Below are 23,001 nucleotides of genomic sequence, written 5' to 3'. Positions count from 1 at the left end.
ACCACCGTCCAGCCGGCCGGGTTGCCCATGGTCCGCCCACCCTCGCCGTCCCGCACGGCCCTGATCGCTCTGCTGCTCGCCACGCCGCCGGCGATCGTCCTGCCGGTCAGCGCCGACCCCATCCTCGGCGGACGCCCCCACAGCGTCGAGGACCGCTATCGCTCCGAGGCGCCCGAGTTCCGGGTCGAGCCCTGGGCCTCCGGACTGGACGTGCCGTGGAGCATCGCCTTCCTTCCCGACGGGCGGGCGCTGGTCAGCGAGCGCCCCGGCCGCATCCGCGTGGTGGCGCGCGACGGCGCGGTGCGGCGCGAACCCTACGCCACGCTGGACGTGCATTCCGGCGGCGAGGGCGGGCTGATGGGCATCGCCCTGCATCCCAACTTCCCGCGCCAGCCCTACGTCTACGCCATGCTCACCGCAACGGCCGGCGACGGCGCCGTCAACCGGGTCGTGCGGCTGGTCGACGAGGGGGGCGCGGCACGGTTCGAGCGGGTGGTGCTCGACGGCATCCCGGCGGCCCGCCACCACAACGGCGGCGGCATCGCCTTCGGCCCCGACGGCATGCTCTATGTCGGCACCGGCGACGCGACCCGGCCGCGGCAGGCCCAGGAGCGCACGTCGCTGGCCGGCAAGATCCTGCGCATCCGGCCCGACGGCGGCATCCCCGCCGACAATCCCTTCGCCGGCTCCCCCGTGTGGTCGCTGGGTCACCGCAACGTGCAGGGGCTGGCGTGGCACCCGCAGACCGGCGACCTCTTCGCCGGCGAGCACGGCCCGACGGGCGAGTTCGGGCTGAGCGCCCACGACGAGGTCAACGTGATCCGCAAGGGCGGCAACTACGGCTGGCCGCTGGTGGTCGGCGCCGCCGGCGTCGAGCCCTTCGTCGATCCGCTGACGGTGTGGCCGGACACCGCGGTGCCGCCGGCCGGCATCGCCTTCCTCGGCGGCGATCTCTACATCGCGACGCTGGAGTCGGAGGCGCTGGTACACCTGGACCTCGACCGCGACGGCGGCTACCGGGTGCGCGGCGTCGACCGGCTGTTCGCCACCGGCGCCACCTCCGGCCGGCACGGGCGCCTGCGCATCGCCGCCCACGGCCCGGACGGCGCGCTCTATGTCGGCACCAGCAACAGCGACGGCCGCGGCACCCCGGCCCGCGGCGACGACCGCATCCTACGCCTGGTGCCGGCCGCCCAGGCGGAACGGCCGTGACCGCCGGGGCTCAGCCCGCGGTGCCGGTCACCTCCGGATCGTCGCTGCGGTAGCGCGGCAGCCCGTCGTCGCCGATCGCATACCAATCGCCCTTGAATTCCACGTAGATGTGCCGGTCCGCCGCAAGCCCGGTCGGCTCGTCGAGGCTGCCGGCGGTGACGTCGATCCGGGATTCCTCCGTCGGATCCCAGAACAGGCCGGCGCCGCACCGGCCGCAGAAGCCCCGCCGGGCGCGCGCCGACGACTGGTACCAGACCAGAGCCCCCGCCGGATCCTCGACGCTCAGCGCGGCGCGGGGAAAGCTGGTGTAGGCGCCGGCGTGACTGTGCTGGCGCCGACACTGGCCGCAGTGGCAGAACGAGACGGCGCTCGGCCGCTCGGCGATGGTGTAGCGGACGGCGCCGCAGAGGCAGCCGCCCGTCCACACATTCCTGTCATCAGCCCCGCTCATGCACCGTCAACCCTGCCAGAACGGCTTGTCGGCTTCGTGTGCGACGTCGGCGCGCGACACGCCGATGTCGTGCAGCAGGTGATCGGGGAGCGACTGGAGGGCGGCGCGCTGGCGCCGGCGGTCGTTCCAGGTGGCCAGCGTGTCGGCCGCCGCGACGACCAGGTTCCCGAAGGTCCGGGCGAGGCCCGTCCTGGTGCGGGTGGTGGTGTCGGCGGTCATCGTGGTGCGCATGGTTTCCGTCTCCATCCCGAAGGGGCGGCCGGAGAGGCGGCCCGTCATCACTCTCGTTGCAAGAGGGAAGATGGACGACCCGCTTCTTGCGGACAAACGATGGTTTCTCATAGAATCGATTAGCGGAACTAATGCGAAGCCCGGCCCCGCCATGACCCGCCGCCTGCCGCCCCTGAACGCGCTGCGCACCTTCGAGGCGGCCGCCCGCCATCTCTCCTTCACCAAGGCGGCGGAGGAGCTGCACGTCACCCAGGCCGCCGTCAGCCACCAGATCAAGGCGCTGGAGGAGTGGCTGGGCATGCCGCTGTTCCGCCGCCTCAACCGGGCGCTGCTCCTGACCGAGGCCGGCCAGGCCTACCTGCCGCCGCTGCGCGACGCCTTCGACGCCATGGCCGACGCGACCGATCGGCTGCACCGCAACGACTCCACCGGGTCGCTCACCATCTCGACGATGCCGTCGTTCGCCGCGAAGTGGCTGGTCATGCGCCTCGGCCGCTTCCAGACGGCGCACCCGGACCTCGAGCTGCGCCTGCTCACGACGTCGCAGATGGTCGACTTCGCGCAGCAGGACGTCGACCTGGCGATCCGCTTCGGCCGCCCGCCCTGGCCCGACGTGCAGGCGGACTGGCTGATGAACGACCCGGTCTTCCCGGTCGGCGCCCCGTCCCTGCTGGCGGGTGGCCGCGCCGTCGCCCGGCCGGCCGACCTCCTGGCGCACACCCTGCTGCACGACGATTACGAGATCACCTGGGGCACGTGGTTCGCCGCGGCCGGCGTCGAAAGCGCCGACACCAAGCGCGGGCCCCGCTTCACCGATTCGGCGCTGCTGCTGCAGGCGGCCATCGAGGGGCAGGGCATCGCCCTGGCGCGCCAGGTGCTGGTCGCCGACGACCTCGCCGCCGGCCGCCTGGTCCGCCTGTTCGACACGGTGCTGCCGGGCACCCACGCCTACTACGTCGTCGCCCCGCCCCACTACTTCACGCGACCCAAGGTGAAGGCGTTCCGCGACTGGCTGTTCGCCGAAGCCGGACGGACGCCCGCCGGACGCCCGGCGGACGCCGCCTGACCGCGTCCGCAGGAGGTGCCCCATGCCCCAGCGAATCCAACTCTCCCGCGCCAAGGGCTGGCGCATGCCGCCCGGCGCCGTGAAGGTCGACCGCACGACGAAGTGGGGGAACCCCTTTCCCGCCGACGGCGATCAGGCCGCCGCCGTCGACCGCTACCGCCGCTGGCTGGCCGGCACCCTGCCGGACGAGGAGTTCGCCGCCCACGCCGGCCGTGTCCGCGTCCGCGCCGCGGCGGACCGCGAGGCCGTCCTCGCCGCCCTGCCCGAGCTCCGCGGGCGCGACCTCGCCTGCTGGTGCAAGCCGGGCACGCCGTGCCACGTCGACGTGCTCCTGGAGCTCGCCAACGCGCCGGCGACGGGCGGCTTCTGATCGGCGCGCCCGGCCCCGGAGCCGCGCTTGCGGCGCCCTGTCGCCGCTCCTATAGTCGCGCCTCATGACCGAGCCCCCGATCACGCCCCGCTTCCCGCACCGCCACCTCCTCGGCATCGAGGGGCTGACCGCCGGGGAGATCTCCCTCGTCCTCGACCTGGCCGACGGCTACGTCGAGCAGAGCCGCCGCCGTGAGCGCAAGTCGCAGGTGCTGAGCGGACGCACCGTCGTCAACCTGTTCTTCGAGAACTCGACCCGCACCCTGACGTCGTTCGAGCTGGCCGCCAAGCGGCTGGGCGCCGACGTCATCAACATGGCGGTGCAGTCCTCCTCGGTGAAGAAGGGCGAGACGCTCATCGACACGGCGGCCACCCTCAACGCCATGCACCTCGACGCGCTGGTCGTCCGCCATTCCGAGTCGGGGGCGGTCAAGCTGCTGTCGGACAAGGTCAACTGCGCCGTGCTCAACGCCGGCGACGGGCACCACGAGCATCCGACGCAGGCGCTGCTCGACGCGCTGGCCATCCGCCGCCGGCTCGGGCGGCTGGAGGGGCTGGTGGTGGCGATCTGCGGCGACATCCTGCACAGCCGGGTGGCGCGCTCCAACATCCACCTGCTGAACGCCATGGGGGCGCACGTGCGGGTCGTCGCCCCGCCGACCCTGCTGCCGTCGGCGGTCGAGCGCCTCGGCGTCGAGGTGCACCACACCATGAAGAGTGGGCTGAAGGACGCCGACATCGTCATGATGCTGCGCCTGCAGACCGAGCGCATGGCCGGCCAGTACGTGCCGTCGACGCGCGAGTACTTCTACTTCTTCGGCCTGGACTACGAGAAGCTGGCGGTGGCCAAGCCCAACGCGCTGATCATGCATCCCGGACCGATGAACCGGGGGGTGGAGATCGATTCGGAAGTGGCCGACGACTTCAAGCGGTCGATGATCCTCGACCAGGTGGAGCTGGGCGTGGCGGTGCGCATGGCCGTCCTCGACCTGCTGACCCGCCAGGCCCGCGAGGCCGATGCCGCCTAAGGCGTGATGGAGACGACACCTGTGCCCATGAACACCCCCATCCCGCCCGCGACACCGGCCGTGCCGGCCCGCGTCGCCTACGTCAACGCCCGCCTCCTCGACCCCGCGACCGGCCTCGACGCCCCGGGCGGCCTGCTGACCGAGGGCACGCGCATCGCCGACGTCGGCCCCGGCCTGTTCGCCGAGGGCGTGCCGGGCGACGCCACGGTGGTGGATGCCGCCGGGCTGTGGCTCGCCCCCGGCCTCGTCGACATCCGCGTCCAGGTCGGCGAACCGGGCGAAGAGCACAAGGAGACGATCAAGAGCGTCGCGCGCGCCGCCGCCGCCGGCGGGATCACGGCGATCGTCCTGCTGCCCAACACCGACCCGGTGATCGACGAGGTCGCCGGCCTGCAGTTCGTCGCCCGCCGCGGCCGCGAGGTCCGCCAGGTCAAGGTGTTCGCCTACGCCGCGGCGACCCGCGGCACCGCCGGCAGCGAGATCACCGAGATGGGCCTGCTGGCCAACGCCGGTGCCGTCGCCTTCACCGACGGCACCCGGGCGATCGCCGACCCGCTGACGATGCGCCGCGCGCTGAGCTACGCCCACGCCTTCGGCAAGCTGATCGTGCAGCACCCGCTGGAGCCGCGGCTCGCCACCGGCGTGATGAACGCCGGCGAGCTGGCGACCCGCCTCGGCCTGCCCGGCATCCCGCGCGAGGCCGAGATCATCATGATCGAACGCGACCTCCGCCTCGCCGAGCTGACCGGCGGCCACGTCCACTTCGCCCACATCTCCACCGGCGAATCCGTCGACGTCATCCGCCGCGCCAAGGCGCGTGGGCTGAAGATCACCTGCGACACCGCCCCCCACTACTTCGCCCTGACCGAGACGGACGTCGGCGAATACCGCACCTTCGCCAAGGTGTCGCCGCCGCTGCGCGGCGAGATGGACCGCCGCGCCATCGTCGAAGGACTGGCCGACGGCACCATCGACGTGATCGCCTCCGACCACTGGCCGCAGGACCAGGACCACAAGCGCCTGCCGTTCGCCCAGGCCGCCTGCGGGGTCGTCGGGCTGGAGACGCTGCTGCCCCTGGTCCTGGAGCTGGCCCACAAGCGCAAGCTCACCCTGCTCCAGGCCCTCGCCAAGGTGACCTGCAAGCCGGCGGCCCTGCTCGGCCTGCCGGGCGGCCGGCTGACGGCCGGCGGTCCGGCCGACCTCGTGCTGTTCGACGCCGACGTTCCCTGGACGGTCGACGTCCGCCGCTTCAAATCGAAGAGCAAGAACTCCGCCTTCGAGGACCGGCCGGTGCAGGGCCGGCCGCTGCGCACCGTGGTCGACGGCCGCACCGTCTGGCAAGCGACGGAGTGAGCCGGTGACGACGATCGCGATCGCCGCCCTGGTCGGCTATCTCCTGGGCTCCATCCCGTTCGGACTGGTGCTGACGCGTCTGGCCGGCTACGGCGACGTCCGCACCATCGGCTCCGGCAACATCGGCGCCACCAACGTGCTGCGCACCGGCAACAAGCCGCTGGCGGCGGCGACCCTCCTGCTGGACAGCGGCAAGGGGGCCATCGCCGCACTGCTCGCCCTGGCGGTGGCCGGGCCGGCGGCGGCGTTGTGGGCCGGCGGCGGCGCCATGCTCGGGCACACCTTCCCGGTGTGGCTGGGATTCAAAGGCGGCAAGGGCGTGGCGACGGCCCTGGGCGTGCTGCTGGCGGTCGCCTGGCCGGTCGGCGTGGTCGCCTGCCTGACCTGGCTGGCGGTGGCCTTCCTGTTCAAGATCTCGTCGCTGTCGGCGCTCACCGCGCTGGCCCTGGCGCCGGTCGTCGCCTGGTTCGTCGCCGGCCCCCCGGTCGCCGCGCTGGCCCTGTTCATCGCCGTGCTGGTCGCCGTCCGCCACGACGCCAACATCCGCCGCCTGCTCAAGGGCGAGGAGCCGCGCATCAACTTCAGGAAGTCGGCGTGAGCGGCACCGGCGCGACCAGGTAGGCCATGCCGTCACCGTAGGAGGCCAGCTTCGCCGCCAGCGCCGTGTCCGCCGCGGCGAACGGGCCGAAGCCGGCGCGCCGCCAGTAGCCGGCCGCGGCGGGCGTCGAGGTCAGGGCCAGCCAGGCGAGACGCCGCTCCCCGGCCAGTCGGCGGGCGTACGCCACCACCGCCTCGCCGAGGCCGAGCCCGCGGGCCGACGCCAGCAGGGCCACATCGTGCAGGTAGAGGCAGTCGGCGGAGTCGGGCAGGCGCCCCAACGGCGCGTCGAGGGCCGGTGGGCGGCCGAGCACGCCGGGATGCAGGACGGCGTAGCCCAGCACCGCCCCGGCAGTGTCGGCGGCGATGCGGCACCCTGCCGGAAACAGCCGCAATCTCTCGGCGAAGATCTCCGGGCGCTCCGGATAGTCCCGGTGGACTTCCCCGGCGACCGACAGAACCGCCGCGAGATCCGATTCGACCATTGCACGCCATGCCGCGTTCATGCTTCTTCCCTTCTCCCGCGCCGTCTATCCGGAAAGCGCTCCCCCGGCCGACCGCTGGAGGACTTCCGGGGAATCCTCCGGCGCGTTATCGTTTCATGACACCCCGCACCCGGAGGAGACCCATGACCGACATCACCGTGGCCAAGCTGCTGCCGACGGTCCGCACCATCGCGCACGAGGCCGGTCAGGTCATCCTGCGCTTTTACAACGACGGCACGACGGTGACCACCAAGGGTGACGGCAGCCCGGTCACCAACGCCGACCACGCCGCCGAAGCGGTCATCCTACCCGCCCTCCACCATCTCACGCCCGACATCCCGGTGGTGGCCGAGGAGGAGGTGGCGGCCGGCCGGGTGCCCGACGTCTCCGGCGGGCGGTTCTGGCTGGTCGACCCGCTGGACGGCACCAAGGAGTTCATCAACCGCAACGGCGAGTTCACCGTCAACATCGCGCTGATCGACCGGGGGGTTCCGGTGCTGGGCGTGGTCTACGCCCCCGCCGTCGGCGATCTCTACGCCGCCGCCGGCGCCGGCACCGCGATCCTGTGGGTGGAGGGCCGCGGCGAGCACGCCATCGCCGTGCGCCGCCATCCGCCGGAGGGGCTGACGGTGGTGGCCAGCCGGTCCCACGGCGACGCGGACGAGACCGACCGCTTCCTCGCCGGCTTTTCGGTGAAGGAGCGCATCTCCTGCGGCTCGTCGCTGAAATTCTGCGCGCTGGCCTGCGGCAAGGCCGACCTCTATCCCCGCTTCGGGCCGACCTGCGAGTGGGACACGGCGGCCGGCCACGCGGTGCTGCTGGCCGCCGGCGGGCGGGTCTGCGTGGCCGACGGCAGCGACGCGCTGCGCTACGGCAAGCGCGCCGACTTCAAGAACCCCTCCTTCGTCGCCTACGCCTGGCAGTGACCGCCGCTCTCCCCTCCACCCTCGCCGAGGCGGCGCGTGCGGTCCTCGAGACGCCGGCGCCGGACGGCAAGGTGCGCCTGACCCACGCCGTCGCCGCGGCGTGGCGGGACGGCCGCATCGCCGCGCCGGGCAGCACCACCCTGCCCGACCGCCCGGCCCGGCCGGACCGGCCGGAGCTGAAGCGGCCCCGCGACATGCCCAAGCGCGGCCGCGGCGGCAGCGACGCCAACCGGATCGCGCTCCTGCACGCGCTGGCCCACATCGAGCTGAACGCCGTCGACCTCGCCTGGGACCTCGTCGCCCGCTTCCCCGACGAGGGCATGCCCCGCGGCTTTCTCGACGACTGGGTCGGAGTCGCCGACGACGAGGCGCGCCACTTCGCGATGCTCGAGCGGCGGCTGAACGAACTGGGGTCGTCCTACGGCGCCCTCCCGGCGCATGACGGCCTGTGGCAGTCGGCACAGGAGACCGCCGGCGACATCGCCGCCCGGCTGGCGGTGGTGCCCATGGTGCTGGAGGCCCGCGGCATCGACGTGACACCCGAAACGGTGGCCCGGCTCGAAGGCTTCGGCGATGCCGAGAGCGCGTCGCTGTTGCGGACCATCTGCGACGACGAGATCGTCCACGTCGCCGCCGGCCGGCGGTGGTTCGGATACGTCTGCGACCGGCGCGGCGTCGATCCCGTCGCCACGTGGCAGGAGCTCGTGCGCCGGCATTTCCGCGGCGCGCTGAAGCGCCCCTTCAACACGGCCGGCCGCCTCGCCGCCGGATTCGGACCGGAGTTCTACGAGCCGGTGGCGGAGGGATAGGCGCCGGGCGGGAACGGGCGTCAGCGCCCCGGCGGGATGAAGCTCGCCCGCGCCCGCTCGACCTCGCCGCGGACGACGCACCCCTCGGCGTGATCGTTGACCAGCCCCATCGCCTGCATGAAGGCGTAGGCCGTCGTCGGGCCGACGAACGCCCAGCCCCGCTTCTTCAAGTCCTTGGAGAGCGCCACCGATTCCGGTGAGACCGACGCCGCCTGCGGCGCCTCCCGGCGGGCCGCATCCGCCTCGTAGCGCCACAGGAAGGCCGCAAGCGAGCCTTCCGTCTCGACCAGGTCCACCGCCCGGCGGGCGTTGTGGATGACCGCCTCGATCTTGCCGCGGTGGCGGACGATGCCGGCGTCCGCCAGAAGGCGCGCCACGTCGCCCTCGTCGAAACGGGCGATCCGCGCGAAGTCGAAGCCGCAGAAGGCGGCGCGGAAGTTCTCCCGCTTGGCGAGGATGGTGCGCCAGCTCAGGCCGGACTGGAACGCCTCCAGGCTCAGCTTCTCGAACAGCCGCCAGTCGTCGGCGACCGGGAAGCCCCACTCCGTGTCGTGGTAGTGGAAGAACTCCGGCGCCGCACCGCACCAACGGCAACGCGGCCTCCCGTCCGGCCCGGGGATCGTGGCGCTCATGGTTCCCTTCCTCCGTGATCGGGCCTTCAGGCGAGCAGGGCCTTGAGCCGCGGGTCGGTCATCGACGGGGTGATCGTCAGGATCTCCGGCTGCACGAGGCGCTCCACGACGAAGGGATCGGCGTTCACCCGCTCCGACAATTCGGCGAGGCTCAAGCCATGCGCCAGGATGGCGCCTCCGCGGCCGCCGGGCAAGCTGCCGGCCAGCAAAAACACGCCATCGTCAAACCCGCGCCGCAACCATTCCCTGTGCCCGTCCAGGAACGCCCCGGCCTTGGCGCGGTCGTCCGAAACGTTGAGCAGCACGATATGCATCGGGTCTCTCCCTGTGGATTGCCGGGACACCCTAACCGCTCCGCTCCGCCGCCCGACCGGCCGTTTGCGCACAGCGGGCTGAAAGAACTTTTCATCGCGTCGGCTCAGCCGGGCTGTGATCCTCCCCCACGTGGGGTCACGGCGTTTCGCCGGCCAGCAGCGGCGCCGCCGCCTTCAGTTTCCGGGCCAGAGCGTCGCGCGCCGCACGCATCCGAGGAACCTCGGCAATCTCCGGATGGACCAGAAGCCACAGGCTCACCGCCAGCGAGGGGATCGGCTCCCCCAGGCGCACGAGGTCCGGAAGACTGCCGCCGACGAAGCAGGGCAGCAGTCCGCAGCCGATGCCGGAGCCGATGGCGCGCGCCGCGCCCAACACCGTGTTGGCCCGGAAACGGACGCAAGCGTCCGGCACCCTGGCCGCGACCCACGCCGCCGGCCCGGTGCACGCCAGGGCGTCGTCGTAGCCGATCCAGGGGCGGTCACCGCCGTCCTCCGGCAGCCCCGCCGCCAACGACCGTGCGGCGTAGACGGCCATCGCCACCGTGCCGACCCGCCGCCCGAGCAGGGCGGGGTCCGGCGACTCGGTGACGCGCAGGGCCAGGTCGGCGCTGCGCTGCGCCAGTGAGAGGACCTGGTTGGACACTACCAGTTCGATGGTCAGTTCCGGCGCCTCCCGACAGAGATCGGCCAGCATGCCGGGAAGGAGATACTCAGACACGGCGTCAGGTGCCGTCAGGCGGACGGAGCCACGCAGGCTGCGGTCACGCCCGGCGATGCGCGCTTCCAGTGCGGCGATCTCGTCGCGCAGGCGGCGCGCCAGCGCCTTCATCTCCTCGCCCGCCGCCGTGACACGCCACGACGACGGCGTGCGCTCGAACAACCGCACACCCAGGCGCTGCTCGATTCGCCGAAGCCGGCGCGACAGCGTCGGATGGCTGACGCGCAACACCGTCGCCGCTGCCGAGAGGGTGCCGCTTTCCGCCACCGCCAGCACGATGCGCAGGTCGTCCCAGTCGAGCTGTGTGGTTTGCGATGCCATGCCGAGAATGGCCCATTGCTGATCGAGGCCCCGCCGGCAGACAGCCTATCGCACCGCCCGCCGCCGGCAAGCACCATTCCCGCCGGCGCCCTGTGCCTCGGCGTCGCCGATGGCGGCGAACCCCGACACTGGTGCCAGGTCGCGGAACGACCAGACAATATCGACCTTCTGGACTAAAGTCGTTACGGCACAGGATAAGAGTCGGTGTTCGTCCTTGCGCGGGACGGTGACGAGAGCTGGAGACATCGCACGTTGACCGACATCGATGCGGTTCTGGCAATCCCGCCCTTGTCGCTGTCCATTCCCTTGGAAGAGATCGATCATGGCGTGGCCTATGGAGGGGGGTTGTGAACCTTGCGCGGGGCCTGCGGCGGCTGGCGACGGCGGCCGCGCTTTTGTGGATCGTCGCGGTCGGCGCCATCCATTGGGATGCGTTGCGCGACGACCTCGCCGTCGTGCAGTCGCGCCTGGAGATGGAGTGGCGGTCCGACGACGGGGCGCCGACGTTGGACACGCCGCTCGGCCGGTTCACGCCGAGCGGCGAACTGGCGGAGTTCCTCCGGAGCGTACGCACGCTGACCCAGGCGGAGGCCGAGCGGCGGCTCGCCTTGCGCTACCAAGCGGCCGTCGCACGGCTGCGCGACACGGCGCTGCTGATGGTCGGACCACCGTTGGGCCTTGCCGTGCTGCTTCTGGCGGTCGGCTGGGTGGCCCGCGGCTTCAGGGCCTAGCGCAAGATCGCTTTCGGCCGATCCGGCCAAAAGCGATCCTGCTCTAAACATCCCGCTCTAGCGCCGGCCCGGCGCATAGACCTTGGGAACCGCGAACTGCAGGTGGTCGGCGAGCGCCTTGCTGACGCAGCCGTCGACCGGCAGGCCGGCCGCCTTCTGGTACGCGCGCACGGCCGCGCGGGTGCGCGGGCCGGCCTTGCCGTCCGCCGGGCCGGGACGGAAGCCGTGCTCGGCCAGCGCCTCCTGGACGCCCACCACATAGGCGGTGTGCATCTGCGGCGGCATGCCGTCGGCTTCGCAGGCGGCGAAGGCGGGAGCGGACAGGAGAGTCAGCACCACGGCGCTGACGGCGACACGGAACATGATCGGGCCTCGTGCCGATGGGGGAAGGGCGCCGTGCCGGGCCCGCCGGAGCGGGCGCGGCACGGCCTCCACAGTCTACTAGGCCGACATCGCCTCGTCGTCGCCCAGTCCCTTGATGCGGGCGGCCAGCGCCGCCTCGAGGAAGGCGTCGAGGTCGCCGTTGAGGACGGCGTCGGTCTGCGACGTCTCGACGCCGGTGCGCAGGTCCTTCACCATCTGGTAGGGGTGCAGGACGTAGCTGCGGATCTGGTGGCCCCAGCCGATGTCGGTCTTCTGGGCCTCCAGGGCGGCGGCGGCGTCCTCGCGCTTCTTCAGCTCCATCTCGTAGAGGCGGGCGCGCAGCATGTCCCACGCCTTGGCCCGGTTCTTGTGCTGCGAGCGCTCCTGCTGGCAGGCCACCACGATGCCGGTCGGCAGGTGGGTGATGCGCACCGCCGAGTCGGTCTTGTTGATGTGCTGGCCGCCGGCGCCCGACGCCCGGAAGGTGTCGATGCGGCAGTCCTTCTCGTTGACCTCGATGTCGATCTTGTCGTCGATCACCGGGGACACCGAGACGGCGGCGAAGCTGGTCTGGCGCCGCGCCTGGCTGTCGAACGGGCTGATGCGCACCAGCCGGTGCACGCCGGCTTCCGTCTTCAGCCAGCCATAGGCGTTGTGGCCCTTGACCTGGATGGTCGCCGACTTGATCCCCGCCTCTTCTCCGGGGCTCTCGTCCAGCCACTCGACCTTGAACTCGTGCTGCTCGGCCCAGCGCTGGTACATGCGCGCCAGCATCAGCGCCCAGTCCTGGGCCTCGGTGCCGCCGGCGCCCGCGTTCACTTCGAGGAAGCAGTCGTTGGCATCGGCCTCGCCCGACAGCAGACTCTCGAGCTGCAGCTTGGCCGCCCGGTCGCGCAACGCGTAGAGCTGGGACTCGGCGTCGGCGACCACCGTCGCGTCCTCCTCATCCTCGCCCATCTCGATCAGCTCCAGGCTGTCGGACAGGTCGCGCTCGAGGGAGCGGTAGCCGGTGACGGAGGTCTCCAGCTGGGTGCGCTCGCGCATGATCTTCTGCGCCTTGTCGGGATCGTCCCACAGCTTGGGGTCCTCCGACAGGGCGTTCAGTTCATCGAGACGACGGAGTGCGTTGTCCCAGTCAAAGATGCCTCCTCAGCAGCGCCAGCGATTCGCGAATCTCGCTGGCGGCCGCTTCGATCTCGGCTCGCATCGCGTGCCTCCTCGTCAGCCAGGGTTTCGGAAAAGTCGGGGCGTTATGTAGCGGTTCCCGGCGGCCGATGCGACCCTCTTGTCGCCGTCAGTAGAGACCGCCGGTGCCGAGCGTCGCCGCCGGCGGCGGCCCTCCCGGGCCGGACGGCGGCACCATGCCGGGCGCCGCCACCGTGCCGTAGGGGGCGCCCGGCGCCGGCGAGCCGTAGGAATCGCCGGGCACCCCGCCCTGCCAGGACCAGGCGCCGCCGCTCTGGCCGGACCCGTCGAGGACGGCGACGGGCTGGTCGAGCTGCGGTTCGGTGCCGGGCAGGAACGCCTCCCAGATGGCACGGCTGCCGGGTTCGGCGAGCCGGCCCGTGGCCGGGTCGACGCGCACCAGCCGCAGCCCGGGCGGCACGCGGAACGGCGTCGCCGGCTCGTCCTTCAGGGCCTCCTCCATGACCTCCTTGAAGATCGGCACGGCCGCGGAGCCGCCCGTCTCGCGCGATCCCAGCGAGCGCGGCTGGTCGAAGCCGATGTAGGTGCCGACCACCAGATCGGGCGAGAAGCCCATGAACCAGGCGTCCATGGAATCGTTGGTGGTGCCGGTCTTGCCGGCCAGCGGCCGGCCGAGCGCCGCCAGCTTGGCCGCCGTGCCGCGCTGCACCACGCCCTCCAGCATGGAGACGATCTGGTAGGCGGTGCGCGGGTCGGCCACCTGCTCGCGGGTGTCCGGCACCTTCGGCGCCTCCAGCCCCTCCTGCCAGCCGACGTTGCGGCAGACCTCGCAGGGCCGGTCGTCATGGCGGAAGATGGTGCGCCCTTGGCGGTCCTGGATGCGGTCGATGAAGGTCGGGACGATCTTCTTGCCGCCGTTGGCCAGCATCCCGTAAGCCGCCGTCATCCGCAGCACCGTGGTCTCGCCGGCGCCCAGCGCCATCGGCAGATAGGGCTGGAAGTTGTCGACGATCCCGAGCCGCTCCACCGTCGCCTTGACCTTGTCCATGCCGACGTGCTGCGCCAGGCGGACGGTCATCACGTTGCGCGACTTCTCGATGCCGACGCGCAGCGGGGTCGGCCCGTAGAATTCGTGGCTGTAGTTCTCCGGCCGCCAGATCGGCTGGCCATGGCCGGGGTCGTACTCGAAGGGCGCGTCCATCACCAGCGACGCCGGCGTGAAGCCGTTGTCGAGCGCGGTCAGGTAGACGAAGGGCTTGAACGAGGAGCCGGGCTGGCGGAACGCCTGGGTGGCGCGGTTGAACACGCTCATGTGCGGCGAGAAGCCGCCGACCATGGCGAGCACGCGCCCGGTGTGCGGATCGAGCGCCACCAGCCCGCCCTGCACCGCCGGGATCTGCCGCAGGCCGTAGGTGGCGGGCGGGTACGCCTTGCCCTTGTCGTCCTTCTCGACGGCCTCGACCAGCACCACGTCGCCCAGCGTGACGGCGTCCGCGGCCTTGCGGATCTCCGGCCCGAGCCGTTCGCCCTCCTTCCATGCGCGCGCCCAGCGCAGCTCGGCCAGCGGGATGCGCCCGCGCGAGCCGTCGGCCAGCCCGATGTCGACGGAGGCCGGGTCCTCGTCCTTCAGGACCACCGCCAGCCGCCACGCCTCGCCGCCCGGCGGCATCGCGATGCCGGCCAGGGTCTTCGCCCAGCCGTCGAAATTCTCGATGCGGGCGACCGGGCCGCGCCAGCCGTGGCGGCGGTCGTAGGCGATCAGCCCGTCGCGCAGCGCCCTGGTGGCGATGGTCTGGAGCTTGGGGTCGACCGAGGCGCGCACGGACAGGCCGCCCTCGTAGAGCGCCTGCTCGCCGTACAGCTTGACGATCTCGCGGCGCACCTCCTCGGCGAAGTACTCGGCCGTGAAGACCTCGGTGTCGTCGCGCCGCCGCACCACGAGCGGCTCGGCCTGGGCGGCGCTCGCCTCCTCCGGCGTGATGTTGCCGTCTTCCAGCATGCGGCCGATCACCCAGTTGCGGCGGGCGACGGCGGCGTCGTGGTTGCGCTCGGGATGGTAGTTGTTGGGCGCCTTCGGCAGCGCCGCGAGGTAGGCGGCCTCGGCGATGGTCAGGTCGTCCAGCGCCTTGTTGAAGTAGTTCATGGCCGCCGCCGCCACGCCGTAGGAGCGGAAGCCCAGGAAGATCTCGTTCAGGTACAGCTCGAGGATGCGGTCCTTGGTGAAGGTGCGCTCGATGCGGATCGCCAGGATGGCTTCCTTGATCTTGCGGGCGAACGAGACCTCGTTGGTCAGCAGCATGTTCTTGGCGACCTGCTGCGTGATCGTCGAGGCGCCGACCATGCGGCGGTCGGAGCCGAAATTCTCCAGGTTGGTGAGCACCGCGCGGATGATGCCGATGGGATCGATGCCCTTGTGCTCGTAGAAGTTCTTGTCCTCGGCCGCCAGGAAGGCGGCGATCACCGGCCGCGGAATCGACTCGAAGGGGACGAAGACGCGCTTCTCCGACGCGAACTCGGCCATCAGCCGGCCGTCGCCGGCGTAGACCCGCGTCGTCACCGGCGGTTCGTAGTTGGCGAGCTTGGTGTAGTCCGGCAGGTCGCGGTCGTAATAGTCGATGACGTACACCACGCCCCCGGCACCCGCCAGCACCAGCAGCACCAGACCCATCAGCAACGACAGAAGCACACGCATGTCCGAGCCCATCCCACACCGGAATCCGTCCCGCCGCACCGGCCGGCCGGCACCCCGGCGGGACCCGCGGAGCGGCGCATCCTACACCCGCCCGCGTCACATGCAACGCCGGCGCGCGCGGGCCGCCGCTTCGCCCGACGCTGGCGATTCTCGGGACAAATGTGACGCCGGGAAGGCGGGCGCAACCCGTGTCCGGCCGCCGGCCCGCAGGTGTGGTCTGCGGGTCACGAGGCGAGGACGGTGATGTCCCCGTGGCCGAGCGTGCGGACGTCCAGCGTCGCCACCGTCACGGCCGCGCCGCCCCCGCTGCCGTCGGCGTCGAACGACAGCGTCCCGGTGCGCGTGTCGAAGACGAACCAGTCGTCGCCGTCCGCCGGGCTGCCGAGCGCGAAATGCTGCGCCGCCAGAACACCCGTCGGGACCGTGCCGAAATTGGGCCCGACCACGGCGATGCGGTCGACACCCGCCTCGAAGTCGAGGACGACGTCGCCGGCCTCGGCCGGCGCGGCGATGCGGAACAGGTCGGCGCCGGCGCCGCCGTGCAGCGTGTCGCTCCCCTGCCCGCCGTCCAGCGTGTCGTCGCCGAGGTTGCCGTACAGCGCATCGCCGTCGCGGTTGCCGTAGACCAGGTCCCCGCCCTGGCCGCCGAACAGCACGTCCGTGCCCTGGCCGCCGAACAGGGTGTCGTCGGCGATCTGGCCGTACACCACATCGTCGGCGATCTGGCCGTAGAGCGCGTCGCCGTCCTGGCCGCCGAACAGCATGTCGGCGCCCTGCCCGCCGAACAGCGAGTCGGACCCGAGATTGCCGTAGAGCTGGTCGTCGTCGGTGTTGCCGTACAGAGCATCGTCGCCGACGCCGCCGGTCAGCGTGTCGTTGCCGGCGTCGCCGTACAGCACGTCGTTTCCTTCCCGCGAGCCGACGAAGTCGTCGCCGCCGCCGCCGCGCAGGGTGTCGTCATCGGCGCCCAGCACCATGATCTGGGCCGCGTCGTCGCCGACCGCCACCTGGGAGCCGGCGCCGCCGGAGATCCGGGCGTTGCCGACCACGGCGACGAAGCCGACATCGTCCACCTGGATCTCGGTCCCCGCCGGCAGCCCGCGGGCGTCGAGCACCAGCGCCTCGCCGGCGCCGCCACCGGTGACGACGATCGGGCCGGCGGGGGCGGTGCCCTCCGTGACGGCCGGGGTCAGGGTGCGAAGGGTGACGCTGGCCGTCGCCGCGAGGCCGGCGACGAAGGTGTCGATGGCGGCGGCCAGGCTCGTCCCCGAGGTTCCGCCGAGGCTTTCGACCGCCCCGTCGAGCGCCGCGCCGGCCTGCGTGGCCGTGAGCCCCGCGGTCTCGCCGGCGGCCGTGACGGTGACGCCGCCGGGCAGTTGGACCGTCACGCCGCCAACCACCGTCGTCGTCGTCGGTGCCGCCGGAGCGCTGCCCCCGGCCGGCGCGCCCGTGCCGGAGCCGCCCCCGGAAGAGGAGCCGCCGCCGGAAGACCCTCCCCCGGAGGAGCCGCCGGAGGAACCGCCACCCGAAGAGCCGCCGCCGCCGACGGGCGCGGTGTAGGACACCTGGAGGGCCCCGCCGGATTCCTGCGTGGAGAAACCGGAACTCGCGTAGCCCGTCCCCTGCAGCGAGAACGTCAGCGACGTGGTGCCTTCGCTCAGGGTCAGCGCCGTGTTCGCCCCGGACGCGCCGATGGACAGCACCGTCGCCGCCGTGAAGGCACCGGCGACGAGGAGGTCGCCGCTCGCGAAGTCCGTGACGAGATCGCCGCTGCCGACGAGGAACCGGTCGTTGCCGGTGCCGCCCGTCAGGGTGTCGGCTCCGCCGCCGCCGTCGAGCGTGTCATCGCCGGCGCCGCCCGCCAGCACGTCGGTGCCGCCGCCCCCGCTCAGCCGGTTGGCCGCGTCGTTCCCGGTCAGGGTGTCGGCACCGTTGCCCGCGGAAGCGTTCTCCACGGTGACGCCGTTGGCGATGGTGAAGCCGCCGTAGACGCCGGCGACCTTGCTGATGTAGCCGCCGGCGTTGGCGCCGGTCAGCGGCGCCGCGCGGAGGTCTATGGTGACGTCGCCGGTGCCGGCGTAGGCGATGCTGTCGGTGCCCCCGGTGTCCCAGATGGACTGGTAGAAGGTTCCGGCGGTGTTCGCGTCGGGCAGGGTGTAGGTGTCGTCACCCCCGGCGGTGGTCGTGTTCGCGCCGTAGATGTACTGGACCGCGGCGATGTCGAACGCCATGGGGGTGCCCTGGTACCCGTACCCGAGAGCGTGGTCGGCGTCGGACGCCAGCCCTCTGTTGTAGGACATCGTCGAATAGACGCCCTGGTTCTGCCCGTTGGTGCCGAGCGACGACGAACTGCTGACGCCGGGAAACACCGTCGAATTGCCGCCGTCGTCGTGCGTGTGGGCCAGGCCAATGCCGTGTCCCAACTCGTGGATCAGGGTGACGAAGCCGTAGCCGCCCTGCACCAGGTCGCTGGTCGACCAGCCGCTGCCGTCGTGATTGAACCAAGCCTCGCCCTGGCTGTCGGAGCCATCCGGACCATAGTGGCGGCCGAGGGTGGTGCTGTTGCCGAAATAGGCGGTGTCGACGAGATTGAACGTCAGGTTGCCGTTCCCCGACGTGTCCTCGGTGAACACGATGTTGGCGACCGACGACCATGTGGCCAGGGCCGCCACCATCGCCGCCTTCTCGTCGGTCGACCAGCTGTAGGTGCTGTCGCCGCTGCCGGCGTCGAGGAAGCTGTAGGTGACCTCCACGGCGCCGCTGCCGCCGCCGCCCCACTTGTTCCCCCAGACCAGGGCGTCGACGTAGGCGTTGCCCGTCCGCGCGACCGTGCCGACTTGGCTGACGGCGTCGCTGCTCCCGCCGCCGCTCCCGAGTTCGACGGTGACCAGGCCGCTGCACTGCGCGCAGCCACACGTCCAACCCGCGGCAACCGCGTTTTCGCCGTTCGCAACAACGCCGCTCATACCTGCACTCCGCGTCGCCGCCCGCGGCGTGCGCAGACGGATGGATTACCCCGATCGTTAGGGCCGGGATATTGATCACGTCGAACGGAAAGAGGAAGCGACAAAAAACGACAAGTTGTCGGGCCAGTTCAGCGGACGCTGTCGAGCCACCTGAAATACCCGTCGATGGAGCGGGTCATCGCACGAGCGAATGCTTCCTGGTGCTTGGCCGACGTCAGCAGGTTCGCGTCCTGCGGGCTGGAGAGGAACCCCATCTCGACCAGGACAGACGGCACGTCGGGCGCCGTCAGGACGGCGAAGCCGGCTTGGCGGTGCGGCTTGGACGGCAGCAGCTTGACCTCCTTGCCCAGATGGTCCAGCGCCATTTTGGCGAAGCGCTTGGACTGGTTCATGGTGTCACGCTGCGCCAGGTCGATGAGGATGCTGACGACCAGATCGTTTTCGGCCGTCAGGTCGAGGCCGCCGATGGCGTCGGCCCGGTTCTCCTTGGCGGCGAGCATCTCCGCCTCGCGGTCGGAGGCCTTGTCGGACAGGGTGTAGACCGACAGGCCGCGGATAGCGTTGCTGCCGATGCTGTCGGCGTGGAGCGACACGAAGAGGTCGGCGCCGGCCTCGCGGCCGATCGCCACGCGCTCGCGCAGCCGCACGAAGACGTCCTTGTCGCGCGTCATGATCACCCGGTAGCGGCCGGTCGCCTCGAGCGCCTTCTTCAGGGCCCGCCCGGTCGCCAGGGTGATGTCCTTCTCGAAGACGCCGCCGACGCCGAGGGCGCCGGGATCGACCCCGCCGTGGCCGGGATCGATGACGATCGTCGGCCTCGCCGCCGGCGCCCGCTCCGGCTTCACCGCCGGGCGCGGCGGCATCGGCGGCGGCAGGGGGGCGGCCACCGTGATCGCCTGCACCGGCGGCTCGATCGCCACGGTGCCGACGGACACCACCTCCTGGACCACGGCAGCCTTGTCGCTCTTCCCGTCCTCGGACCTTCCGGCGGCCCCCGCCGCGACCTCCTTCCCCGCGTCCTCCTTCTGGAGCCGGGCGAAGGTCGCGGGGTCCACCCGCTCCAGGTCGAGCACGAGGCGGGTGAGATGGCCGTCGCGCGGCGGGATGAGGAAGGCGCTGGCGACCCGGACCGGGCCGCTGGTGTCGAAGACGACGCGCAGCGTGCCGGCGGCGAAGTGGCCGTAGCGGTAGCGCTCCACCAACCCCTTGCCGGGCAGCGTCTCGGCACCGCCGGGCCAGTGCAGTTCGGGCAGGTCCAGCACGACCCGGAAGGGGTCGGCCAGCGTTCCGACGGTGTACGGCACCGGCTCGCTCAATTCGAGCACGAACCGCGTCTTGTCGGGATGGACGCCGAGCCGCGCGTCGATCACCGAGGGCGGAGTCTCCGGGGGCGTCAGCAGGGCGGTCGTGGTCTTCGACGACGCGGCGAGCGCCGGCACGCCCGGCAGCCCGAGGGCCAGCACCGCCCCAAGAAACGTCGCCGCGGCCACCGCCAGCGCAGCGACCCGCGCGGGAATGCGAGGCATACCAACCACCCAGACCGGACCAGAACGAGCCAAGCCCTACCTGTAGCTTAGAAAAATCAATGCGTTCAACGAAAAAGACGAGACGTTACTTTATCCCGGCCGACTGTGGGAGATCGGCAACGATACCGACGCCCGGGGCCGCCGGCGGTCGCGTCGGCGCCGCAAACGGCGTCCCGGCGTGCGGAGCCGCGGTTCTATGCCCCGGTTATATCCCCTGCGGGCGTTGCAATGCCGACCCTGCTGGGCTATGAGGGCGCCACTTTGCCCAAGAATGCCCCACGGGAGTCGTGACCATGAAGATCACCCGCAAAGTCAAAGACATTCTCGCCAATTACGAGAGCGACAATCCCGGCGTCAAGGCCAACCTTGCCCGCATTCTCATGGAAGGCAAGCTCGGCGGCACCGGCAAGCTGGTGATCCTGCCCGTCGACCAGGGCTTCGAGCACGGCCCGGCGCGCAGCTTCGCGCCGAACCCGGCGGGCTACGATCCGCACTACCATTACCAGCTCGCCGTCGACGCCGGCTGCAACGCCTACGCAGCGCCGCTTGGCCCGCTGGAGGCCGGGGCCGACACCTTCGCCGGCGCCATCCCGACCATCCTCAAGATGAACAGCGCCAACAGCCTGTCGACCCAGAAGGAAGCGGCGGACCAGGCGGTCACCGCCTCGATCGACGACGCGCTGCGCCTGGGCTGCTCGGCCATCGGCTTCACGATCTATCCCGGCTCCGACGCCATGTACGACCAGTACGAGGAGATCCGCGAGCTGTCGGCCGAGGCCAAGTCGGTCGGCATCGCCACGGTGATCTGGTCCTACCCGCGCGGCGGCACGATCTCCAAGTCGGGCGAGCTGGCGGTCGACATCATCGGCTACGCGGCCCACATGGCGGCCCTGCTCGGCGCCCACGTCATCAAGGTCAAGCTGCCGACCGCCGACCTCGAGAACGCCGAGGCGAAGAAGGTGTACCAGTCGACGGGCATCGCCATCGACAGCCAGGCCGACCGGGTGCGCCACATCATGCAGTGCGCCTTCAACGGGCGCCGCATCGTCGTGTTCTCCGGCGGCGCCACCAAGGGCGAGGACGCGGTGTACGACGACGCCCGGGCCATCCGCGACGGCGGCGGCAACGGCTCGATCATCGGCCGCAACGCCTTCCAGCGGCCGCGCGAGGAGGCGCTCGCCCTGCTCGACCGCATCATGAAGATCTACCAGAACAAGGAGTGAGCCCTCGTTGGCTGACTGCCGCCTCTACCTGGTGACGCCGCCGGCCCTGGAGCCGGCGGCGTTCGCCGTCCGGCTGGCCGAGGCGCTGGACGCCGGCGACGTCGCCTGCGTCCAGCTCCGGCTCAAGGATTGCGACGACGACACGGTGCGCCGCGCCGTCGATGCGCTGCGCCCGGTCGCCCAGGACCGCGGCGTCGCCTTCATCCTGAACGACCATCCCGGCCTCGCCCGCGAGACCGGTTGCGACGGCGTCCACGTCGGCCAGACCGACACGCCCTACCGCAAGGCGCGGCAGATCGTCGGCGCCGACGCCATCGTCGGCGTGACCTGCCACGACAGCCGCCATCTCGCCATGGTGGCCGCCGAGGACGGCGCCGACTACGTCGCCTTCGGTTCCTTCTTCCCGACGCTCACCAAGGACGTCGAGCACCATGCCGCGCCCGACCTGCTGTCCTGGTGGACGGAACTGATGGAGGTGCCGTGCGTCGCCATCGGCGGCATCACCCCGGAGAACTGCGGCCCGCTGGTGCGGGCGGGCGCGGACTTCCTGGCCGTGGTCGGCGCCGTGTGGAACCATCCCCAGGGCCCTGGCGCCGCCGTCGCCGCCTTCGCCCGCGCCATCGAGCGGGCGGCAGAGGAAGCCGACGCCGGCTGACCCCGGCGGCCCCGCCATGGATCTCCTTCCCCTCGACGTCATGGGCGCCCTGCTGGCCGTCGGGCTGGTGGCCGGCATCGTCGATTCCGTCGCCGGCGGCGGCGGTCTGCTGACCGTGCCGGCGCTGCTGTGGGCCGGCCTGACCCCGGCCCAGGCGCTGGCCACCAACAAACTGCAATCGAGCTTCGGCTCGTTCTCGGCGACGCTGCGCTTCGTGCGCGGCGGCGAGGTCGATCCGCGGCGGATGGGCCGCATGATCGTCTGCACCTTCGTCGGCGCCGCCGCCGGCGCGACGGCGGTGCAGTTGCTGGACGCCGACTTCCTGCGCGACGTCATTCCGCTGCTGCTCGCGGGCATCGCCGTCTATCTGCTGGTGTCGCCCAAGGCCGGCGACCTCGATGCCCATCGCCGGGTGTCGGAGACCCTGTTCGCCCTGGTCGTCGGCACCGGGATCGGCTTCTACGACGGCTTCTTCGGGCCGGGAACCGGCACCTTCTTCGCCATCGGCTTCGTCTCCCTGCTCGGCTTCAACCTGCGCAAGGCGACGGCGCACACCAAGGTGCTCAACTTCACCAGCAACGTCGCGGCCCTGCTGTTCTTCCTGCTGGGCGGGCACCTTCACTGGGTGGTGGGGCTCACCATGGGGATCGGCCAGTACCTCGGCGCGCAGATCGGCGCCCATCTGGTGATCCGCAACGGTGCGCGCATCGTCCGCCCCATGCTGGTCGTCGCCTCCCTGGCGATCACCGCCAAGCTGGTGGCGACGGACGACGACAACCTGCTGCGTCAGGCGGCGCTGTACGTCGCCGGCCTGTTCACCTGAACAGGCCACGATCGCGCAGCCGGCGCAGGGTCAGCGGCGTCCCGGTGAGCGGGTCGCGCAGCTCCGCCGTGTCCGCATCGATCATCCGCACCTCCAATGTCGGGCCGAAGGTCTCGGGGATCACGGTGACCCGGTCGCCGGCCACCGCGTAGTCGACGCCGGTCTCGACGCCCAGCACCTCCATGCTGTCGCGCCGGAACTCGTAGCTGCCCAGCGCGAATCCCGTCCCCATCACCGGAGCCGTCAGGGTCCAGCGCCCCTGCAGCGGGTTGCCCGGATCGTAGGTGGCGCAGGCGGCCACGGCGATCAGCGCGAAGGCAGCGACACTCCGTCGCATGGCGTTCCTGAGGGGGTGTCGGCGCAT

24 protein-coding genes are annotated in these 23,001 nt (G+C 71.5%); 12 read left to right on the top strand and 12 right to left on the bottom strand.

All coding sequences use genetic code 11. The features are described from left to right. Positions 1 to 27: 27 nt before the first annotated feature. Entirely contained in the window at positions 28 to 1,212 is a 1,185-nt protein-coding gene (locus ACSBPG_RS25485; RefSeq protein ID WP_435540047.1) for a PQQ-dependent sugar dehydrogenase, read from the top strand. Between the two features lie 10 nt (positions 1,213 to 1,222). On the opposite strand, the gene ACSBPG_RS25480 is transcribed toward ACSBPG_RS25485, so the two are convergent. Both ACSBPG_RS25480 and ACSBPG_RS25475 read right to left on the bottom strand, forming a co-directional pair. Beyond that, complete coding sequence (locus ACSBPG_RS25480) at positions 1,223 to 1,663, bottom strand: GFA family protein (protein WP_435540046.1); 441 nt, start codon at positions 1,661 to 1,663, stop codon at positions 1,223 to 1,225. A gap of 6 nt (positions 1,664 to 1,669) precedes the next feature. Then, positions 1,670 to 1,894, bottom strand: coding sequence for a DUF1127 domain-containing protein (locus tag ACSBPG_RS25475; protein WP_435540045.1), 225 nt, complete (start codon positions 1,892 to 1,894; stop codon positions 1,670 to 1,672). A 151-nt stretch (positions 1,895 to 2,045) separates the two neighbouring features. Between ACSBPG_RS25475 and ACSBPG_RS25470 the strand changes: the two genes are divergently transcribed. From ACSBPG_RS25470 to plsY, 5 genes are all read left to right on the top strand, one after another. Then, positions 2,046 to 2,960: a transcriptional regulator GcvA gene (locus tag ACSBPG_RS25470; protein ID WP_435540044.1), complete on the top strand. Its 915-nt coding sequence runs from the start codon at positions 2,046 to 2,048 to the stop codon at positions 2,958 to 2,960. A gap of 22 nt (positions 2,961 to 2,982) precedes the next feature. After that, positions 2,983 to 3,330 (top strand): DUF4326 domain-containing protein, encoded by a 348-nt coding sequence (locus ACSBPG_RS25465; RefSeq protein ID WP_435540043.1) that lies wholly within the window; start codon positions 2,983 to 2,985, stop codon positions 3,328 to 3,330. Between the two features lie 64 nt (positions 3,331 to 3,394). Next, positions 3,395 to 4,357 (top strand): aspartate carbamoyltransferase catalytic subunit, encoded by a 963-nt coding sequence (locus ACSBPG_RS25460; protein ID WP_435540042.1) that lies wholly within the window; start codon positions 3,395 to 3,397, stop codon positions 4,355 to 4,357. A gap of 27 nt (positions 4,358 to 4,384) precedes the next feature. Then, positions 4,385 to 5,710, top strand: coding sequence for a dihydroorotase (gene pyrC, locus ACSBPG_RS25455; protein ID WP_435540041.1), 1,326 nt, complete (start codon positions 4,385 to 4,387; stop codon positions 5,708 to 5,710). 4 nt (positions 5,711 to 5,714) lie between these two features. Further along, positions 5,715 to 6,308: a glycerol-3-phosphate 1-O-acyltransferase PlsY gene (gene plsY, locus ACSBPG_RS25450; RefSeq protein ID WP_435540040.1), complete on the top strand. Its 594-nt coding sequence runs from the start codon at positions 5,715 to 5,717 to the stop codon at positions 6,306 to 6,308. Here the strand turns inward: plsY and ACSBPG_RS25445 are convergent. Further along, positions 6,292 to 6,813: a GNAT family N-acetyltransferase gene (locus tag ACSBPG_RS25445; protein WP_435540039.1), complete on the bottom strand. Its 522-nt coding sequence runs from the start codon at positions 6,811 to 6,813 to the stop codon at positions 6,292 to 6,294. The genes plsY and ACSBPG_RS25445 overlap by 17 nt on opposite strands. 122 nt (positions 6,814 to 6,935) lie before the next feature. Here ACSBPG_RS25445 and cysQ point away from each other — a divergent pair, with 122 nt between their 5' ends. Continuing rightward, on the top strand, positions 6,936 to 7,718 hold the full coding sequence (gene cysQ / locus ACSBPG_RS25440) for a 3'(2'),5'-bisphosphate nucleotidase CysQ (protein ID WP_435540038.1): 783 nt from the start codon (positions 6,936 to 6,938) through the stop codon (positions 7,716 to 7,718). After that, positions 7,715 to 8,527: a ferritin-like domain-containing protein gene (locus tag ACSBPG_RS25435; protein ID WP_435540037.1), complete on the top strand. Its 813-nt coding sequence runs from the start codon at positions 7,715 to 7,717 to the stop codon at positions 8,525 to 8,527. The genes cysQ and ACSBPG_RS25435 overlap by 4 nt, the downstream gene beginning before the upstream one ends. A 20-nt stretch (positions 8,528 to 8,547) precedes the next feature. On the opposite strand, the gene ACSBPG_RS25430 is transcribed toward ACSBPG_RS25435, so the two are convergent. The 3 genes from ACSBPG_RS25430 to ACSBPG_RS25420 all read right to left on the bottom strand — a co-directional run bounded on the left by ACSBPG_RS25430 (position 8,548) and on the right by ACSBPG_RS25420 (position 10,512). After that, on the bottom strand, positions 8,548 to 9,159 hold the full coding sequence (locus ACSBPG_RS25430; protein WP_435540036.1) for a DNA-3-methyladenine glycosylase I: 612 nt from the start codon (positions 9,157 to 9,159) through the stop codon (positions 8,548 to 8,550). 26 nt (positions 9,160 to 9,185) lie between these two features. Further along, on the bottom strand, positions 9,186 to 9,473 hold the full coding sequence (locus ACSBPG_RS25425; protein ID WP_435540035.1) for a YciI family protein: 288 nt from the start codon (positions 9,471 to 9,473) through the stop codon (positions 9,186 to 9,188). Between the two features lie 136 nt (positions 9,474 to 9,609). Then, complete coding sequence (locus ACSBPG_RS25420; protein ID WP_435540034.1) at positions 9,610 to 10,512, bottom strand: LysR family transcriptional regulator; 903 nt, start codon at positions 10,510 to 10,512, stop codon at positions 9,610 to 9,612. A 347-nt stretch (positions 10,513 to 10,859) separates the two neighbouring features. On the opposite strand from ACSBPG_RS25420, the gene ACSBPG_RS25415 reads away from it, so the two are divergent. Further along, positions 10,860 to 11,243 (top strand): hypothetical protein, encoded by a 384-nt coding sequence (locus ACSBPG_RS25415; RefSeq protein WP_435540033.1) that lies wholly within the window; start codon positions 10,860 to 10,862, stop codon positions 11,241 to 11,243. 57 nt (positions 11,244 to 11,300) lie between these two features. Here ACSBPG_RS25415 and ACSBPG_RS25410 read toward each other — a convergent pair whose 3' ends face one another. The 5 genes from ACSBPG_RS25410 to ACSBPG_RS25390 all read right to left on the bottom strand — a co-directional run bounded on the left by ACSBPG_RS25410 (position 11,301) and on the right by ACSBPG_RS25390 (position 19,936). Further along, positions 11,301 to 11,606 (bottom strand): peptidoglycan-binding domain-containing protein, encoded by a 306-nt coding sequence (locus ACSBPG_RS25410; protein WP_435540032.1) that lies wholly within the window; start codon positions 11,604 to 11,606, stop codon positions 11,301 to 11,303. A 78-nt stretch (positions 11,607 to 11,684) separates the two neighbouring features. Then, positions 11,685 to 12,813 (bottom strand): peptide chain release factor 2 gene (gene prfB, locus ACSBPG_RS25405; RefSeq protein ID WP_435540031.1). Its coding sequence is split into 2 segments (ribosomal slippage): positions 11,685 to 12,743 and positions 12,745 to 12,813, totalling 1,128 coding nucleotides; the frame shifts between segments, so codons are not numbered across the junction. 87 nt (positions 12,814 to 12,900) lie between these two features. Then, positions 12,901 to 15,444 carry a penicillin-binding protein 1A gene (locus ACSBPG_RS25400; RefSeq protein ID WP_435540030.1) on the bottom strand — a complete coding sequence of 848 codons (2,544 nt, stop codon included), beginning with the start codon at positions 15,442 to 15,444 and terminating at the stop codon, positions 12,901 to 12,903. 224 nt (positions 15,445 to 15,668) lie between these two features. Continuing rightward, entirely contained in the window at positions 15,669 to 18,410 is a 2,742-nt protein-coding gene (locus ACSBPG_RS25395) for a M10 family metallopeptidase C-terminal domain-containing protein (RefSeq protein WP_435540029.1), read from the bottom strand. A gap of 128 nt (positions 18,411 to 18,538) precedes the next feature. Then, positions 18,539 to 19,936, bottom strand: coding sequence for an N-acetylmuramoyl-L-alanine amidase (locus ACSBPG_RS25390; RefSeq protein WP_435540028.1), 1,398 nt, complete (start codon positions 19,934 to 19,936; stop codon positions 18,539 to 18,541). Between the two features lie 293 nt (positions 19,937 to 20,229). Between ACSBPG_RS25390 and ACSBPG_RS25385 the strand changes: the two genes are divergently transcribed. Genes ACSBPG_RS25385 through ACSBPG_RS25375 form a run of 3 tightly spaced genes read left to right on the top strand, consistent with a single transcriptional unit; the run spans position 20,230 to position 22,637 of the window. Further along, entirely contained in the window at positions 20,230 to 21,159 is a 930-nt protein-coding gene (locus ACSBPG_RS25385) for a class I fructose-bisphosphate aldolase (protein ID WP_435540027.1), read from the top strand. 7 nt (positions 21,160 to 21,166) lie between these two features. Then, on the top strand, positions 21,167 to 21,814 hold the full coding sequence (gene thiE, locus ACSBPG_RS25380) for a thiamine phosphate synthase (protein WP_435540026.1): 648 nt from the start codon (positions 21,167 to 21,169) through the stop codon (positions 21,812 to 21,814). Between the two features lie 16 nt (positions 21,815 to 21,830). After that, positions 21,831 to 22,637, top strand: coding sequence for a TSUP family transporter (locus tag ACSBPG_RS25375; protein ID WP_435540025.1), 807 nt, complete (start codon positions 21,831 to 21,833; stop codon positions 22,635 to 22,637). On the opposite strand, the gene ACSBPG_RS25370 is transcribed toward ACSBPG_RS25375, so the two are convergent. Continuing rightward, on the bottom strand, positions 22,630 to 22,974 hold the full coding sequence (locus ACSBPG_RS25370) for a hypothetical protein (RefSeq protein WP_435540024.1): 345 nt from the start codon (positions 22,972 to 22,974) through the stop codon (positions 22,630 to 22,632). The genes ACSBPG_RS25375 and ACSBPG_RS25370 overlap by 8 nt on opposite strands. Positions 22,975 to 23,001 lie beyond the last annotated feature (27 nt).

The organism is Azospirillum sp. ST 5-10, from assembly GCF_051225715.1.
GTDB lineage: Bacteria > Pseudomonadota > Alphaproteobacteria > Azospirillales > Azospirillaceae > Azospirillum.
Note: the sequence above shows the minus strand (reverse complement) of the source record. Positions and strands in the feature narration are given on the sequence as shown.

Bases quoted from the DNA above. Each gene is read 5' to 3' on its own strand.
- ACSBPG_RS25485 (WP_435540047.1), top strand. From the start codon at position 28: ATGGTCCGCCCACCCTCGCCGTCCCGCACGGCCCTGATCGCTCTGCTG.
- ACSBPG_RS25480 (WP_435540046.1), bottom strand. From the start codon at position 1,663: ATGAGCGGGGCTGATGACAGGAATGTGTGGACGGGCGGCTGCCTCTGC.
- ACSBPG_RS25475 (WP_435540045.1), bottom strand. From the start codon at position 1,894: ATGCGCACCACGATGACCGCCGACACCACCACCCGCACCAGGACGGGC.
- ACSBPG_RS25470 (WP_435540044.1), top strand. From the start codon at position 2,046: ATGACCCGCCGCCTGCCGCCCCTGAACGCGCTGCGCACCTTCGAGGCG.
- ACSBPG_RS25465 (WP_435540043.1), top strand. From the start codon at position 2,983: ATGCCCCAGCGAATCCAACTCTCCCGCGCCAAGGGCTGGCGCATGCCG.
- ACSBPG_RS25460 (WP_435540042.1), top strand. From the start codon at position 3,395: ATGACCGAGCCCCCGATCACGCCCCGCTTCCCGCACCGCCACCTCCTC.
- pyrC (WP_435540041.1), top strand. From the start codon at position 4,385: ATGAACACCCCCATCCCGCCCGCGACACCGGCCGTGCCGGCCCGCGTC.
- ACSBPG_RS25445 (WP_435540039.1), bottom strand. From the start codon at position 6,813: ATGAACGCGGCATGGCGTGCAATGGTCGAATCGGATCTCGCGGCGGTT.
- cysQ (WP_435540038.1), top strand. From the start codon at position 6,936: ATGACCGACATCACCGTGGCCAAGCTGCTGCCGACGGTCCGCACCATC.
- ACSBPG_RS25430 (WP_435540036.1), bottom strand. From the start codon at position 9,159: ATGAGCGCCACGATCCCCGGGCCGGACGGGAGGCCGCGTTGCCGTTGG.
- ACSBPG_RS25425 (WP_435540035.1), bottom strand. From the start codon at position 9,473: ATGCATATCGTGCTGCTCAACGTTTCGGACGACCGCGCCAAGGCCGGG.
- ACSBPG_RS25420 (WP_435540034.1), bottom strand. From the start codon at position 10,512: ATGGCATCGCAAACCACACAGCTCGACTGGGACGACCTGCGCATCGTG.
- ACSBPG_RS25410 (WP_435540032.1), bottom strand. From the start codon at position 11,606: ATGTTCCGTGTCGCCGTCAGCGCCGTGGTGCTGACTCTCCTGTCCGCT.
- ACSBPG_RS25400 (WP_435540030.1), bottom strand. From the start codon at position 15,444: ATGCGTGTGCTTCTGTCGTTGCTGATGGGTCTGGTGCTGCTGGTGCTG.
- ACSBPG_RS25395 (WP_435540029.1), bottom strand. From the start codon at position 18,410: ATGAGCGGCGTTGTTGCGAACGGCGAAAACGCGGTTGCCGCGGGTTGG.
- ACSBPG_RS25390 (WP_435540028.1), bottom strand. From the start codon at position 19,936: ATGCCTCGCATTCCCGCGCGGGTCGCTGCGCTGGCGGTGGCCGCGGCG.
- ACSBPG_RS25385 (WP_435540027.1), top strand. From the start codon at position 20,230: ATGAAGATCACCCGCAAAGTCAAAGACATTCTCGCCAATTACGAGAGC.
- ACSBPG_RS25375 (WP_435540025.1), top strand. From the start codon at position 21,831: ATGGATCTCCTTCCCCTCGACGTCATGGGCGCCCTGCTGGCCGTCGGG.
- ACSBPG_RS25370 (WP_435540024.1), bottom strand. From the start codon at position 22,974: ATGCGACGGAGTGTCGCTGCCTTCGCGCTGATCGCCGTGGCCGCCTGC.